Below are 17,139 nucleotides of genomic sequence, written 5' to 3'. Positions count from 1 at the left end.
TTTAAATAGATTAGAAATATACTTTGTTGCTATTGTGGGAACTCGTTATCCATAACCCTAAATATGTTAACATTCCGTTTATCAATATTAATTCATTGTCAAACACATATCCAAAAAACAGAATCGCGGAGTTTTCGTATAACACATAGGTAATAAGCGGTGATAACAAACAGATATAGGGAACAAACGTGTCTTTTACGTTTCTGGATTTTTTAAACAGACCAAATGCATATAGCCCCAATAATGGGCCATAGGTGTAGGAAGCGACCCTAAATATCATGCTAACAACCGAACTGTCATTAATGGCATTGAAAACCAAAATAACAAAAAACACCAATGCTGAAAAACCAAGATGCACAATGTGCCTTTTACGAACCGTATTTTTTTTATGAAGATTTTCGGCTTTGTCCATCCCTAAAAAATCGACACAAAAGGAGGTGGTAAGGGCGGTTAAAGCAGAATCGGTGGTTGCGAATGTTGCGGCAATAATTCCTAATAAAAACACAATGGCAGGAACTAATGAAAGGTGATTTAGGGCAATTTCAGGAAAAAGCAGGTCGGTTCTTGGTTTCCCGGTAATTAAATCAACAGGAACCTCAATGCCGTTGTTGTTGGCATAAATATAAAGCAATGCGCCAACACTCAAGAAAAATATATTAATTAGAACGAAAATTCCGGTAAAGGTAAACATGTTTTTTTGTGCTTCCCCAATGTTTTTACAGCTCAGGTTTTTTTGCATTAAATCTTGGTCAAGTCCTGTCATGGCAATAGTAACAAACATGCCACCCAATAGTTGTTTTATAAAATGGAATTTGTTGCCCATAAAATTTTCAAAGAAGAATATTTTGGAGTAATTACTGTTTTTTACTTCTTCAAAAGCAGCCACAGCGCTTAAATCCATGCTTTTGCAAATAAAATAAATGGTAAGAAAAACAGAAGTTACCAGAAAAAAAGTTTGTAAGGTATCGGTAATGATAATTGTTTTTAAACCGCCCCTATAAGTATAAGAAAAAATGAGAAGCAAGGATATTAATACCGTCATTATAAACGGAATGTTGTAATAATCGAATACAAAACGTTGCAAAACGATAACCACCAAATACAGTCGGAATGCAGAGCTTATGGTTCGGCTTATCAAGAAAATGGAGGCTGCTGTTTTGTAGCTGTAAATACCCATTCGTTGTTCAATATAGCCATAAATGGAAGTTAAATTCATTCGGTAATACAGTGGTAACAATAATTTAGCGATAACAATAAAACCAATGGCGTTGCCCAATACAAATTGAAAATACTTAAATTGTTCGCCACTGGCAGCACCCACTTCACCGGGAACCGAAATAAAAGTGACGCCAGAAAGCGCGGTACCAATCATTCCAAACGCCACTAAATACCATTTTGAGTTCTTATTAGCAGTAAAAAACGCTTTGTTGCCGTTATCTTTCCGACTAACGATATGCGAGATGAGGAATAATACTCCGAAATATGTGATGATTAGTATTAGGATGGCACTTGGTGTCATTTGATGCGTTTAGAGTTCATGAATTTGTTAAGCGGTGGTGGCTGTTCGGTTAAATTTGTAAATTTTTGTTTTCGGCCAATAATACAGCTCGAACGCTTTTGTGTTTTTTTAAAAGTTCAGAAGCCAATTTTTTGCTAACGTGTAATTCCTCTACAATCATTTCCACACCTCTTTTCACTAATTTTTTATTCGATAGTTGCATATCAATCATTTTATTCCCATAAATGCGCCCAAGCTTTATCATTATCGATGTTGAAATCATATTTAAAACAAGTTTTTGGGAAGTGCCTGCTTTCATGCGGGTGCTTCCGGTAAGGAATTCTGGCCCAACAATCAACTCAATGGGATATTCTGCTTGCTTTGAAATTAAGCTATCGCTGTTGCAGGCAATGCTTCCGGTAACAATATGGTTCTCTCTGGCTTTTTTAAGCCCTCCAATTACATACGGCGTGTTACCAGAGGCTGCAATGCCTATAACAACATCTAAAGGCGATATATCGTAGGCCAATAAGTCTCTCCAGGCTTGATCAATATCGTCTTCGGCATTTTCAACAGCTTTTCTAATGGCCGAGTCGCCGCCTGCAATAAGACCGATGATCCAATTGTCGGGTACCCCAAAAGTGGGTGGGCACTCCGAAGCGTCAAGAATCCCAATACGCCCCGACGTTCCCGCGCCAATGTAAAATAATCGACCGCCCAGTTTCATTTTGGAAACGATAACGTCCACCAATTTTTCAATGTTAGGAATTTGCTTTTCAATAATATCCGCTACTTTCTTATCTTCTTTGTTAATGTTGGAAAGTAATTCATTGGTACTCATTTTATCAAGATTGGAATACAGTGATTCTCGTTCTGTATCTGGATTTTTCTTTGCCATTTTTTAATTTTTTGCTATTTTATTGGTAAATAGTTGGTTTTCGGTATAACGTACTGTGTAAAATAGGGCACGCTGATATTGCATCAATAAATGAGGTATTTTAAGCGCATTTTTTTAAATGCATCTAAATCTTTTTGCCAACTTTCCCTGATTTTGCTTTCAGGAATTCCGTTCTCTATTTGCTGTTGTAATTTTTTTGTGCCTGCAAGTTTTGTGAAAAACTGATTGAAAAATTTGGTTTTATCGCTCGTGTTTTGGTATGCTTTAATTAGCCATTTTAGTTCTAACTTTGTTAATTTGGGGTAATTTGTTAAATCTTCACCAAAACATACCTCTCCATTATAAAGTGGGTTTTTGGCACCAAAATTAGGCTTGGGAGTAAACTTAAAATTAAAATGAGTTTGGGCTAAAAAAGGTGAACCATAAATTTGAAACTGCTTATCGGTGCCTCTTCCCATACTTACGTTTGTGCCCTCAAAAAGGCACAAACTGGCGTACAGATTAATAGACTGGTCGTTGGGTAAATTTGGCGAAGGCTTTACAGGCAAGCTATAGGGCAGGTTGCGGGTATAGTTTGAGCATGGAATAACGGTTAACTTACATTTTATACTGTTTTTTAGCCATTTTTCGCCATTAATCATTTTGCCATACTCGCCAATGGTCATGCCATGAAGCAACGGAATGGGGTGCATGCCAACAAAACTGGTAAATTCTGTTTCTAAAAGCGGCCCATCAACGATGCTGCCATTAGGGTTAGGACGATCGAGTATTAAGAGCGGGATGTTGTTATCGGCACAGGCTTCCATTACATAATGCAACGAAGAAATGTAGGTGTAGAAACGTGCTCCAACATCTTGCAGGTCGAATACCAACATGTCAATACCTGCTAATTGTTCGTTTTTGGGCTTTTTATTGTCTCCGTACAAAGAAACGATAGGCAATCCTGTTCTTGGATCCTTGCCATCAACAATACGTTCGCCGGCATCTGCAGTACCCCTAAACCCATGTTCGGGAGCAAAAATAGTTTGTAGTGCTATTTTTTTTTCTAACAGAAAATCAACCAGATGTGTTTTATTTGATAGAATTCCCGTTTGATTTGTAATGATTCCAACCTTTTTGTTTTTTAATAACGGCAAATACATTTCGTAATTATCAGCTCCAGTTTTTATAGCATTTCTATTGTATTTAGTCCCTTTATTTTGCGCAATTTTTTGGAAAGCATATATATTGGTTGGGATGTACGATAAAAGAAAAATTAGAAACGTGATTTTTGTTATTAATTTTACCATTGCATATTTAATTTGATTTTTGGAATTGACTAATTTTTAATCATTTTAAAACGTTCACAGCTGCCATTTTCAAAATTGACGTTTACATAATACAAACCTTTCGTTAATTTAACAGGAGTTATTAAGATTTTTGAATTTTGAACGAGATATTTCTGTTTCCAAACTTGCTTTCCTGTAGCGTCATACATTGAAACAATGGCGTGGTTTGAAAGTGAGTTTTTAAAATCAACTTCAAACTGGTTAGTAAATGGATTTGGATATACTTTAAATGGGCTGTTAGCAAGCATTTTGAATGTAGGATTTTCTAATGTGGTATTGAAATCCCCAGCTTCATTATTGTTTTTATCTAAGGATGTTACTACAAAATATTTGGTATCAATTAATGATTGGGCCACAATCAATTGATTTCCTGAAACAATATCTATTATTTTTGATCCATCATCTTTATTCGAAATTGCTTCAGCAGGATTATCAAAGGCATATACAACATATTTTACGGGTAGGTCGCCATCTGCCGCCGCCGCTGGAATATCCCATGTTAGGGTGTTGGCAACAAATCGAATATTAATTGGAGGGTTGGGGCAAATAGGGTCTTTTCCCGCAATGGGTGGAGCAAAGGACTTGTACTTGAATTGGTTTGCAGTAAGCGTAGTATTTATATTTTTTGCATTATTTTTTAATGCAGCATAACTATAAGCTATTTGCCCAAAAGTTGCATCCATTGTGGTAGCTCTATTTTGATTTATTTGACTTTGTATTTCAGTTACAGCCCAATTATTACTATCCTCCATTTTATAATAAGCCTGACTTAAATACAACTGTTTGTTTTTAAGTTTTGCTTGGTCGTTCCACCATTGTGATAGGGCTACATAATCTTGAGCTCCGGTTATTTTCCAATATAATTGAGGTGCTAAATAATCTACTTTTCCTGCATCTAACCATGCTATTGGATCACAATATAATGCTGAGTAGGATGAATTTCCTGAAATACCCGCAGGTGTTCCGCTTTTCCAAATTCCAGCTGGACTTACACCAAACACAATGTTTTTATTTAGATTTGTATTGATAGTTTGAATAGCATCATAAGTTCCAGAAATCATTTGGTTTACGTTATCGCGTCGCCAGTCTGCTATATTTGCAATATTATTTGGATTGTTATCTATAAATGTTTGGTTGTCGGGGTTGGTTACCATGCCACCACTAGGATAAAAATAATCATCAAAATGAATACCATCAACATCATAGCGTGTTGCTATATCTTGTACAATTGAAATAATATAATCCTTTACAGCTGGTAAGCCTGGATTTAAAATTCTCAAATTCGGTTGACTGTCTGGTGAAAAAACAGGGTCGATTATCCAATTTGGGTTTGTATTCATTACATGATTTGTTGCTTTTGGATAGGTTGCGGTTGCTGAAGTTTGGGCTCTATATGGATTTAACCAAGCGTGTAGGTCCAGGCCCCTTTGGTGCGCCTCGTTAATAACAAAACTAAGCGGGTCCCATGATGGCGATGGTGCTAATCCTTGGGTTCCTGTAAGCCATTGCGACCAAGGTTCAATAGTAGAGTTGTACATGGCATCACACTCTGAACGCACTTGAAAAAATACACTATTATAGCCATTGGCTTGTAAATTATCTAAAATGGTTATCAGTTCTGATTGTTGCACTGCGGGAGTCGCTAAACGATTTGAAGGCCAATTTAAGTTGTAAACAGAAGCCACAAATACACCGCGTAAATCACGTTTTGGGGTTGTTTTGCTAAATTCGGCATCAGTTAAACATTGAGCGTTTATAAAGACTATACTGAAAAGTAATAGTCCAGTGCATGTAGTTTTTATGTATTTTTTTTTCATTATAAATTAGATATTAGTTTGAACTTAATTTCATGTAGATTCTTTTGTTTATGAACATTTTGAGACAATCTTGTTCACTTATTTAATAAAAATTTCTAAGAATTTTTATAACATGGATGTAAAACTTATTGTTACAATGGAATCATTTGGGGAATCGGAAATTTTTTGATGAATATTTGATAAATAGCATTATAAAGTATTCAAAATAATAACCGTTATCTGTTACTTTTTTACTGTACAATAGATAGGTTTTCTTTGTGTTTTCAACATTATTCCCTATCAATATCCAATTTTAAAGCTTCTTATAATAAAAGCTAGTTTTAAAATACTGGCCCTGGGTGTTTTTTATCCCAGAGCCAGTTTTTTTTAGGTAATCTAATTAATTTTGCTAAACTTTAATTACCACCCTGGGTTTTGTTTTAATTCCACTCCTTCAACCAAATACAGGCTAATATCGTTTGTTGGAATAGCGGTTAGATAATGTTTAGGCGATATGAAGGTTCTTGAAACGGTATAGGGAATAACATAACCATCTGCATTGACCTTTGTTTTCGAATTGGTTCCAATTAATGAAGGAATTCTAGCGCCAAGTAAAACATCTGGATTGCTGGTACTATCTAAGTAATCGCCTTTTTTCCAACGGTAAATATCTGCTTTACGCATTGTTGTCCAACTCATAAACTCAATTCTACGTTCGCGACGTATTTCCCAAATAATTGGGCTAACCACTCCAGAAATCTGTTCTAAGCTAGAAACTCTTTGAGGGTCGTCAATTTGTATGCCGCCAGCTAGGGCATTGGTTCCGTTAGTGGTAAGTGTTGCTATACCTGCACGTGCCCGTACTTTGTTTATGGATAGATCCAGATCTGCATTGGTTATCGTTCCAAGTTCTGCACAAGCTTCTGCATAATTCAAATAAACCTCGCTTAGCGTGAATAGGGGCGTATCTATTTGATTTTGCCCTATTGTGGTTACTTCTGTGCCCACGGTTGCAGGGTTGTTAAACAATTGAAATACATATCCTGTTATGGAGGTCAATCCATTTAATGGTTTATCAGAATACGCATAGTCAACATTGCCAAAGGCTTTTGCAAAACGCGGGTCTCTATTGGCAAAAACATTGGTAATTGTATTGTCTCCTAAATATTGACCATTACCACCAACTTGTTTAATGGGTAATCCGTTAATTGTAGTATAACTTTCTGCCGCAAATTTTGTTAAACCACTTTGTACGGTTGACGTATTGGTATATGCTTGTATGGAGTTTCCAAGTACACCCCTAATATATCTTTTGGCCAATATAACCTCGGTATTGCCTAATAATTCAACTGAGTTGTAAAGTGATTTCCAATCAGGATTTAATTTATAGGCCGCATTATTCATAACGGCTAGTGAAGCATCTTTCGCTTTTTGAAGGTATTCGTTTGCTGGTTGTGAAAGATTGTATTTTCTATGGGTTCCTTCATATAGGCACACTCTGCTTAATAGCGCATAAGCTGTAAACTTATTAACTGTAACATTCTTGTCGTCAATTGTTAACAGCAATGTAGTTGCTTCTTCTAAATCCTTAATAACATTATTTATAACTTCAGATCTGCTTAAAGCTGGTTTATAAACATTCACGTCGTTTTGGTTTAAATAGGCATCGGTGTAAGGAACATCTCCGAATTGCTGTGCTAAACGGAAATAAGTAAAGGCCCGGAAAAATTTGGCAACCCCTATAAAATGATTCTTTTTTGTTTCATCCATTGGTACTGTGGGCACCCTTTCCAGCATCAAATTACAACGACGGATTAATGTGTAATATTCGTTCCAGTTTGAATTTGTGGCATTGGCAGTAGTACTGAAGGTGGTGAAAACGTTCATGCTTAAATTATCATCAAAATTTGATGAATTATGGAAATAGAAGTCGGCAGTTGTTCCTGCATTGTTTCCATATCCGTAAAAAGTATCGTAATTCAACCATGAAAAGGTTCTAACATTGTTTTCAGAAGTCCAGAAGTTATCATCTGTGAAGATGTCTTTAGGAGGCGTGTCCAAAAAATCAGAGCAGCTAAAAGACAGACCTGCCATTGTAAGTACAAGTACCACTAGCTGTATCTTGGAGTTTTTTATTGATTTTCTCATTTTCTTAAATTTTTTATTATTATTAAAATGCAAGTTGAAGACCCACAGACCATGTTTTTGAGTACGGGAAGGTTCTTCCCCATGCTGCTTCAGAATCGTTAATTTCAGGATCTACCGGTAAATTGTCATCTTTAATGGTTAAGAGATTGATACCAGATATATAGGCCCGTATTTTATCCACGCCTATTTTTTCAACGAAGTTTTTAGGTACCGTATAGCCCACGGTTAAGCTTTTTAATCTTAAATAGGCCATATTTTGTAAATATCTTGACTGTGCTACAAAATTATTTGAACCTGGTGCGTAAGAACCAAAAGCATTTCCTGCATGGTTTGGATACGGATTTGGGTAATAGGCATCGGTGTTATCAGGTGTCCAGTAATCGTTCATGTGTGCGTACATGGCATCGGTTCTGTTGTAAAATGGTAAAATTAAATCGGAAGTTGCCCAATATTGGCGCTCACCAACACCTTGGAAAAAGGCATCAAGGTCGAACCCATAAAAAGTTCCTCCAAGACGTATTCCATATTGATATCTAGGAGTTGTATTGCCTATTACGCTTAAATCCCCCGAATCATCGGCTGTTCCTGCGCCTCTAGAAATTTGTTTGTCGTCATTCAAGTCCTTGTACAGAACATCGCCGGGGCCATATTTAAAAACACCTGAGCGTACATTTTTAAAATCGACACCATTAACAATTAACCCAGTGGCATCAATATTGTCTGTTGCTTGAATAAGTCTTTCGGTAGTTAATCCCCAAATCTCGCCAATTTTTTGGCCTGCATAAAATGAACCTAATAATTTAGAGGTGTTGTTCCATTCTGTAACCTCTGTGGTATAGTCAGACAAGGTAAGATCTGCATATACAGCAATGTTGCTATTTATTTCTTTGTTGAAATTAATGGCAAGCTCCCAGCCTTTGGTTCTAAGATTACCGGAGTTTGTGTTTGCCGCAGATTGCCCAAAAGACCCGGGAAGTGTTTTACCCGGAGATAACATTCCTTTGGTGTCGCGTTGGTAGTAGTCAAATGTCACTCCTAACATATTAAAAATCCTTAAGTCTAACCCAATATCCTGTGTGGTTACCTTTTCCCAGGTTAAATTTTCATCAACATTGCTAGGTAAAGAAACTGAAGGAGGTATGGACGCGCCGCTTCCTAACCACCAAGGATTGGACCTGTTCATTACCGATAAAAATGCATTGTTTGCAATGTTCTGATTTCCTATGGAACCAATCGACGCACGTAATTTTAAATCATTTAACCAATTGCGGGTGCCTTCCATGAATTTTTCATTTGAAATTCTATAACCTGCTGAAGCCGATGGGAAAAATCCCCATTGCTCTTGCGACGGAAATTTTGAGGACCCATCATAACGTGCGTTTAATTCCAATAAATAGGTGTCGTTGTAATCATAATTTACACGTGCAAAAAATCCAGCAATGGCATACTCTGATAAACCAGGGTTCAATACAGAGTTTGAGGAAAGAGGTGATGTAAATTGATCGCCAATAGCTAAATTAAATTCAGGTTTGTTTTTGTCCAAAAGCGTGTTTCTGCGTGCATAAGTTCTTTCAAAAGATTGCCATTCAGAGTTTAATCCAGCCAAGGCCTTGAAATTATGGATGTTGTTGAAGGTTTTGGAATAGTTGGCATATATGTTAGCAACATTTGTTATGTATGATGATTTTGCTTGCGCTACAAAATCATTACCAGATTCCATCATTGTAGGTTTTCCTGCAACTAAATCGGCTGCACCAGTCCACCAATCCCACAATGGAATTTGGCCACCATTCATTTTATAGCTAGAATAATTGTTGTTTATGCTATATTCGCCTATTATGTTTAGGTCTTGGGTAATCTGCGCTGTTAACTTGGCACTTAAGCGCATATCGTTTTCCGTTCTTTTGTTCATGGATGCATTATTCATGTAGCCAGGTGCATGGCGGAACGAGATGCCATTATAAGTTCCGTAAGGGAAATACGAGCCCCAGCGCATGTAATAACCAAAATAACCGTTGCCAGCGGTATCCAAACCACTATTGTAATAGTTAAAGGGCGATTTGTATTCTTGAGCTGAAGAAAGTACTTTAAAATCGCCTGATAGCCAATTGGTTAACTGGGTGGTCATGCCCATGTTTAAATTTATTCTTTCATTGCTTTCGGTACTTATATTCATTATGCCCTCTTGATTTGAAACACCCAGAGAAACTATAAACGAGCTTTTATCGCCCAAGGAACCTTGTGCTGAAAAATTATGATAGGATTGAACAGCATTTTTCTTCAACATTTCTTGGTGTGGGTCCCAAATTCTATAAAAATATTCTTTTCCTCCAATGACATCAAAATCCTCTCCTAAAATCATGTTCTTGTCATTTTTACTCCTTGTAGCGGCATAATTTGCCTTCCAATTTATGATGCCGGGGAGCAATGTTTTGTAATTCATTCCAAACGATTCAGGATTTGCATTTCCCGCACGGGCCTGTGCCTCTATCATCGCAGGAAGTTCAATGGTAGGGTCGAGGAAATCTACTAACGAAATTGGGTTGCTCCAGCCATAATTGTGGCTATATGAAAACGATACTTTTCCTTTGGCGTTTTTTCCATTTTTAGTGGTTATTAAAATAACGCCAAAAGCGGCACGAGCCCCATAAATAGAAGCTGAAGCTGCATCTTTAAGCACTGACATTGAAGCAACATCTTCGGGGTTAATAAGCGACATGTCCGATGGTACGCCGTCAACCAGCACCAATGGCGAGCCGGTTGCAACGCCATTTACAATCGTTCCAGCACCTCGAATGTTTATATTCGAAGATCTTCCAATGTTTCCAGAGTTAAATGTTATGTTTAATCCAGCCGTGGTGCCTTGCAGCCCTTTGCTTAAGTCGGTTAGGGGTTTGCTTCCAAGTGCTCTTTCTACATCAACTTTGGCCACAGCACCTGTTAAGTTGGCTTTTCTTTGTGATGCGAAACCAACCACTACCACTTCGTCTAATTTTGAAGTGTCTTCAGCCAAATCTACATTAATTAGTTGTTGACCTTCAAGCTTGATTTGTACTGTTTCATATCCTATGTAGCTAAAAACCAACGTTTCGCCCGAGGATGCGGCAATACTGTAATTTCCATCAAAATTGGTCGTACTGCCCTTGGTTGTGCCTTTAATAACTACGTTTACTCCGGGTATTGGAATTCCGTCGGCTTTGTTTTTTACAGTTCCAGTAATTGTTTTTGTTTGCCCAAACGTTATTTGGAAGAACAAAACCAATAGTGAAAAGAGGAGAAATTTCTTCATAATTTAAAATCTTTATTTAGTTATCTAACAAATATATTTAATTTATGCCTAATAATGCGTTTTTTATAAAATTATTTTTTGAAATTATACAAAAAAATGCAGAATGATGCTTGTTAATTAATATTTTGAAATGTTTAACAGGGTCTTGAAAAATAAAAAACGCAAACTATTGCAATTTTAATGGTGCTAACAGGTTTTGAATTAAATTATTTAATATATTTGTTTGGAATTATTAATTATTGAAAATGTTAAAGGCTGAACGACACCAATATATTATGGATAAACTACTTGAAGAACAAAAAGTGGTTACAAGCGATTTGGCTTTGGCTCTTGATTTATCCGAAGATACCGTAAGAAGGGATTTGAATGAACTGGATAGCAAAAAACTGCTCAAAAAAGTTTATGGTGGCGCTATTTCAATTCAGGAAAAAACCGATAATATTTTCAGTATAAACATAAATGCTGAAGAACAAAAGAAGAAAATTGTTACTAAGGCATTGCCTTTGTTGCATGATGGGCAGGTTATTATAATGAGCGGAGGAACAACAAACCTCGTCTTTGCAAGGTTAATACCAGAAGATTTGAAGGTTACCATTTACACGTATAGTTTGCCAATTGCCATGCAGCTTTCGCAGCACCCAAATATCGATTTAATATTTATAGGTGGAAAAATGCAAAAAAATGCAATGGTTACCATAGGGATGGACGTGGTTCAGGTTTTGTCCAAAATTAAAGCAGACATTTGTTTTATAGGAGCCAGCAGTATTAATATAAATCAAGGTTTAACGGAAATTGGATATGAGGTTTCAATTGTCAAAAAAGCAATGATTGAAGCGTCAGACAAAGTGGTTTCCATGTTTTCTTCTAATAAGTTGAACACCAGGATGCCTCATGTTGTTTGTGAGCTAAGTCAATTGGATACTATCGTTACCGAATTGGAAACCGATGACCCAAGGTTGGAAGAATATAAAAAGTTAGGGGTAAACGTTGTTTAGTTTTTTTTTGAAATTAAGCAGACAGTATTTTTGCGTTTTTGTGCGTTATTTGTATTTTGATTGTTTAAAAAACGCAAAATAAATTATGATAATAACATAGTTAGGGTTTCATAAGAATTGGGGTTGTTTGGTTTGATAATGTTATTTCAAAATAAAAAAGCCGCATAAAAAGTAAACATTATACATTAAAACTAAAGCAGTTGTAACTTAACTTTAGTAGGGACAGAAATTGGTTTAACCCTAAAAATAAGCAATATCAATAAATGAGAGATGTCTGAATTATTACCACTAAAACAATTATCCCAATCATTAGAAGGCACTCTTTTTTTTGACGAACTTCATAAAAAATTATACGCCACAGATGCTTCGGCTTACAGAATGATGCCTCTGGCGGTGGCAATTCCTAAATCGGAAGCAGATATTGTTGCTATTATTCGATTTGCCGAAAAGCATAAAATTTCAATTACCCCCAGAACCGCAGGTACATCGTTGGCAGGCCAAACGGTTGGAAACGGTATCATCGTCGATGTTTCAAAACATTTCACCAAAATTTTAGATTTCGATCCCATCAATAAAACGGTAAAAGTGCAACCAGGGGTTATACGCGACGAACTTAATTTGTATCTCAAACCCCATGGCTTGTTTTTTGGCCCTAATACCTCAACATCCAATCGCTGCATGATTGGTGGTATGGTGGGCAATAATTCATCGGGTACCACTTCCATAAGATATGGTGTTACCCGCGACAAAATTGTGGAAATTAAAGCTGTTTTAAGCGATGGCAGCATAGCGATTTTTAACGACCTTACTTCTGAAGCATTTATAGAAAAAACCAAAGGCGACACGCTTGAAAATAAAATTTACAGAACAATTTATCAAGAACTATCGGATACAGATAACCAAAAGGAAATTTTAAAGGAGTTCCCAAAACCTGAAATCCATAGGCGAAATACAGGATATGCAGTCGATTTATTGTTAAAATCCGAGCTTTTTGGCGGTACCGAGCCAACCATAAATATAGGAAAACTGCTTTGTGGCAGCGAAGGCACCCTTGCTTTTACAACCGAAGTTACTTTAAGGCTTGATGATGTGCCACCCGTAAACAATATCATGGTAGTGGCGCATTTCCATACCATTCAGGAAAGTTTAGAAGCCGTAGTTACCGCCATGAACCATCATTTATACACTTGTGAGATGATGGATGATACCATTTTAAATTGTACCAAAACGAACAGGGAACAGGCCAAAAACAGGTTTTTTATCCAAGGAAACCCTAAAGTTGTAATGATGTTTGAAGTGGCATCGCATATAAGTATGCAAGATGCCGAATTACAGGCAGATGCATTGATTAACGACTTACGGGCAAACAATTTTGGTTATGCATTGCCAAAAATTTATGGGGCCGATATTGATAAAATAAACGAATTGCGAAAAGCAGGTTTGGGGCTTCTGGGCAGTATTGTAGGCGATGATAAAGCAGCAGATTCCATTGAGGACACTGCAGTGGAATTGAGCGACTTGCCCAATTACATAGCCGATTTTACCGCCATGATGGAACGCCACGGCCAAAATGCCATTTATTACGCGCATGCCGGGGCTGGCGAATTGCATTTGCGTCCCGTTTTAAATTTAAAGACAACTCAAGGATTGCGCCAATTTAGAACCATTGCTACCGAAGTTGCCATTTTGGTTAAAAAATACAAAGGCTCTTTAAGTGGTGAACATGGCGATGGTATTGTTCGTGGTGAATTTTTGCCTTTTATGATTGGGGAGAAAAATTACGGGTTGTTGAAACGGATTAAAAATGCTTTCGACCCCAATGCAATTTTAAATGTTGGCAAGATTGTGAACGCTTCAAAAATGGATGAAAACCTAAGGTTTGAAGCAGGAAGGATGGAACCAGACATAAAAACAATACAGGATTTTTCCGATAGTATGGGCATTTTACGGGCAGCCGAAAAATGCAACGGCTCGGGCGATTGCAGGAAACTGCCATCGGCAGGCGGTACATTATGCCCCAGTTACCGTGCCACCCGAAACGAAAAAGATACCACCCGCGCCAGGGCCAATGCACTAAGGGAATATTTAACACATTCCGATAAAGCTAATAAATTCAACCACGACGAGCTATACAAGGTTTTTGAACTGTGCGTGAGCTGTAAGGCATGCGCGAGCGAGTGCCCGAGCAATGTGGATGTGGCGGCCTTAAAGGCAGAATTTTTGTATCAGTACCAAAAAGCAAACCGTTTTTCTGTCCGCAACAGGATTTTTGCTTTTAATGCCAGATTAAATAAGCTGGGAAGCATGGTGCCCTCGGTTACCAATGTTGTCTCAAATCTATCGGTGGTTAAAAAAATTATGGGAATTGCCCATAAACGCCAAGTTCCTTTGCTGGCTGCAACTACCTTTAGGCATTGGTACGAAAAAAACAAAAACCGTGCACATACTAAGGCTTTTCAAAATGGCAAGGTGTATCTTTTTTGTGATGAATTTACCAATTTTTATGATGTTTCAGTAGGAATTGATGCGTTTGAATTATTGACCAGCATAGGTTACGAGGTTATTTTGGTAGCACATGAAGAAAGCGGAAGGGCGTTTATCTCAAAAGGATTTCTTGAAGAAGCTCAGGTGGTAGCCAATAAAAACATTGCCATTTTTAAGCATTTAATTTCCGAAAGCACCCCATTGATTGGTATCGAACCGTCTGCCATATTGACCTTTCGGGATGAATATCTTCGATTGGCGGATGATAAGGAAAGTGCCATCACATTATCAAAAAACTGTTTTACTATTGAAGAATTTTTCAAACGTGAAATAGAGAAAGGAAACATTCGCGCCGAACAATTTTCAGAGGAGAAAAAAACCATAAAAATTCATGGTCATTGTCATCAAAAGTCTTTAAGCACCACCGAAGCGACTTTCACCATGTTAAATATCCCAAAAAATAATGTTGTAACTATTTTTAATTCAGGATGTTGCGGAATGGCGGGTTCGTTTGGCTATGAAAAGGAACACTACGATATTAGCATGCAAATGGGGGAAGATACCCTATTTCCTAAAATTCGTTCCACCGAAGCCACTACCATCATAGCGGCAGCGGGAACCAGTTGCCGTCATCAAATTTTTGATGGCACCCATAGGGTATCGCAACATCCCGTAACCATTTTGAAAGGATGCTTAAAATAATTTTTTTTTAAATTTTAGCTTCTAAAATGAAAAAGGAATTTGTTGTTCTTTAAAACGGCAATTCCTGTTAACTGAGAAATAAAAATTGGAATTTTAATATAAATCAATACCCATTGGGCTAAATTATTCATGATGCAAAAGCTATATACTTTTATTTTCTTTGGTTTTTTAATGGCACTTGGTTTTTCTCAAAACAATGAAAAATCGGGCCCTATTAAGTTTGTCCATCTCACCGATTTACACGTATCCGTAGGAAATGAAAATGATTTTTTATTGCAAAATATAGTGACGGAGATTAACAATTCAGATCACGATTTTGTAATCATCACAGGAGATTTAACAAATCGAGGTGCCGATGATGAACTGAAACAAGTTCACTCCATACTAGCTAACTTAAAAATTCCCTATCATGTAATTTCTGGAAACCATGAAACCAATTGGAGCGAAAGTGCCGGTTTAACCTATAAAAAACTGTGGGGAGCCGATCGCTTTGTGTTTTCAAAAGGCGACTATCTCTTTATAGGTTTTCCTTGTGGGCCCTATATGAAAATGGGCGATGGTTTTGTAAAGCATGAGGATGTGCTTTGGTTGGATAAAACACTAAACGAGCGTCTTAACGACCCTACAAAAAAAGTTTTAAATTTTGCCCATTATCCGCTGGATAATAGTGTTAGCAATTATAAAGAAGTACTGTCGGTTTTGCAAAAATACCCAACGGTCGCCAGTTTTTGTGGTCATGGGCATACTTTAAAAAAATACGATTTTTCGGGCTTAAGTGGCATCATGGGCATTTCCATTACTTCTTTGGACAGGAAAACAAAAAGCTATAACGAGGTTGTTGTTAGTGCCGATAGTATCCGTATTTATCAAAAAGAAATTGAAAAACCTAGCGTATTTAGGTTTTCAGTGCCATCTGAACCTTCAAAAATTAATTTAGAAAAAACCGAAATTAATTCAAATCCTTCAATTAAAGATAGTGCGTCCATTTATAGCGTTCTTACTATTCATAAAAACACCATTTATTTTGCAAATTCCATTGGCCAAATACAGGCGGTTAATTTGAAAAATAACATCTTGAAATGGAAAATTGAAACCGGAAATTCAATTTATTTTGCGCCAATAGCTGTAAAAAACACCCTTGTTGTTGGTACCATTGAAGGCCATGTTATGGGGTATGATGCCAATTCTGGTGAAATCAAGTGGAACACGCCCGTTGGAGGCGTTCTGGTAGGTTCTCCAGTTGTTGAAAAAGATAAAGTTTATATGGCAAGTTCTACAAAATTTATTTGTATCGATGCCATTACTGGCCGTATAATTTGGGAGAACAACTTGCCAACGTCCTATTCACAGGGCATGCCGCTCATTCATGGCGACCATATTATTTTTGGTGCATGGGATACCTACGTGTATTGTTTAAACAAAAGTACAGGCGCACTTGTTTGGAAATGGAACAACGGCAATAGCAAACAGGTTCTATATTCGGCAGGAAACGTAAATATGGCAGCTTCCAAAAATAGGCTCTACTTTGTTTCTCCTCAGCGTTTTTTAACCATTTTAAACATTAAAACAGGCGAAACACTTTTTAGGACTTCTAAATGGAAAGTTAGGGAATCGATGGGGAAGAGTCGGGATGGGAAGTGGTTGTATGCAAAAACAATGGATGGTGAACTTTTAAGGTTACCGCTAAGCGATACACTAGAATTAACCGAGGAGCACTTGGTTGAAAATAGCCGTGTTTTAGATTTAAAAATTGGTTATGAGCACAATCCTGCGCCTATTTTAGAGCAAAAAAGTAAAATTTATATTGGTAGCCGTAAAGGCGAAGTGGTTATTGTAGATGCCGAAACTTTTGAGATAATAAATAAAATTAAATTAGGAAGTTCAGGTATCAACGGTTTTACTGTTGATGCTAAAGGGAATGTTTGGACTTCGCTTATTGAAGGGACAATATTTATGTTAGATGGATTCTTATAGTTCCAAATTGGTAATGGATGCTTTGAT

Annotated in this window: 9 protein-coding genes; 3 read left to right on the top strand and 6 right to left on the bottom strand. The window is 37.1% G+C overall.

From position 1 onward, the window contains the following. Nucleotides 1–10: 10 nt before the first annotated feature. The 6 genes from GQO80_RS12935 to GQO80_RS12910 form a co-directional block, all read right to left on the bottom strand. Nucleotides 11–1,519: a sodium:solute symporter gene (locus GQO80_RS12935; RefSeq protein WP_157208785.1), complete on the bottom strand. Its 1,509-nt coding sequence runs from the start codon at nt 1,517–1,519 to the stop codon at nt 11–13. 49 nt (nt 1,520–1,568) lie between these two features. Next, nucleotides 1,569–2,396, bottom strand: a complete 828-nt coding sequence (gene murQ, locus GQO80_RS12930) for an N-acetylmuramic acid 6-phosphate etherase (protein ID WP_157208784.1) — start codon at nt 2,394–2,396, stop codon at nt 1,569–1,571. A gap of 83 nt (nt 2,397–2,479) precedes the next feature. Continuing rightward, nucleotides 2,480–3,685 (bottom strand): exo-beta-N-acetylmuramidase NamZ family protein, encoded by a 1,206-nt coding sequence (locus tag GQO80_RS12925; protein WP_157208783.1) that lies wholly within the window; start codon nt 3,683–3,685, stop codon nt 2,480–2,482. Nucleotides 3,686–3,714: 29 nt separating this feature from the next. Further along, on the bottom strand, nt 3,715–5,541 hold the full coding sequence (locus GQO80_RS12920; RefSeq protein ID WP_157208782.1) for a family 10 glycosylhydrolase: 1,827 nt from the start codon (nt 5,539–5,541) through the stop codon (nt 3,715–3,717). 399 nt (nt 5,542–5,940) lie between these two features. After that, complete coding sequence (locus tag GQO80_RS12915) at nt 5,941–7,668, bottom strand: RagB/SusD family nutrient uptake outer membrane protein (protein ID WP_157208781.1); 1,728 nt, start codon at nt 7,666–7,668, stop codon at nt 5,941–5,943. 22 nt (nt 7,669–7,690) lie between these two features. Further along, nucleotides 7,691–10,957 (bottom strand): SusC/RagA family TonB-linked outer membrane protein, encoded by a 3,267-nt coding sequence (locus tag GQO80_RS12910; RefSeq protein ID WP_157208780.1) that lies wholly within the window; start codon nt 10,955–10,957, stop codon nt 7,691–7,693. A 245-nt stretch (nt 10,958–11,202) separates the two neighbouring features. Here GQO80_RS12910 and GQO80_RS12905 point away from each other — a divergent pair, with 245 nt between their 5' ends. The 3 genes from GQO80_RS12905 (at nt 11,203) to GQO80_RS12895 (ending at nt 17,112) form a co-directional block, all read left to right on the top strand. Beyond that, a complete protein-coding gene (locus GQO80_RS12905) occupies nt 11,203–11,952 on the top strand; it encodes a DeoR/GlpR family DNA-binding transcription regulator (protein WP_157208779.1) in 750 nt (249 codons plus the stop codon). Between the two features lie 270 nt (nt 11,953–12,222). Next, nucleotides 12,223–15,138, top strand: a complete 2,916-nt coding sequence (locus GQO80_RS12900; protein ID WP_157208778.1) for an FAD-binding and (Fe-S)-binding domain-containing protein — start codon at nt 12,223–12,225, stop codon at nt 15,136–15,138. Between the two features lie 129 nt (nt 15,139–15,267). Further along, on the top strand, nt 15,268–17,112 hold the full coding sequence (locus tag GQO80_RS12895) for an outer membrane protein assembly factor BamB family protein (RefSeq protein ID WP_157208777.1): 1,845 nt from the start codon (nt 15,268–15,270) through the stop codon (nt 17,110–17,112). Nucleotides 17,113–17,139: the final 27 nt, after the last annotated feature.

The organism is Mariniflexile maritimum, assembly GCF_009746565.1.
GTDB lineage: Bacteria > Bacteroidota > Bacteroidia > Flavobacteriales > Flavobacteriaceae > Mariniflexile > Mariniflexile maritimum.
This window is presented reverse-complemented; position numbering and strand designations above follow the sequence as displayed.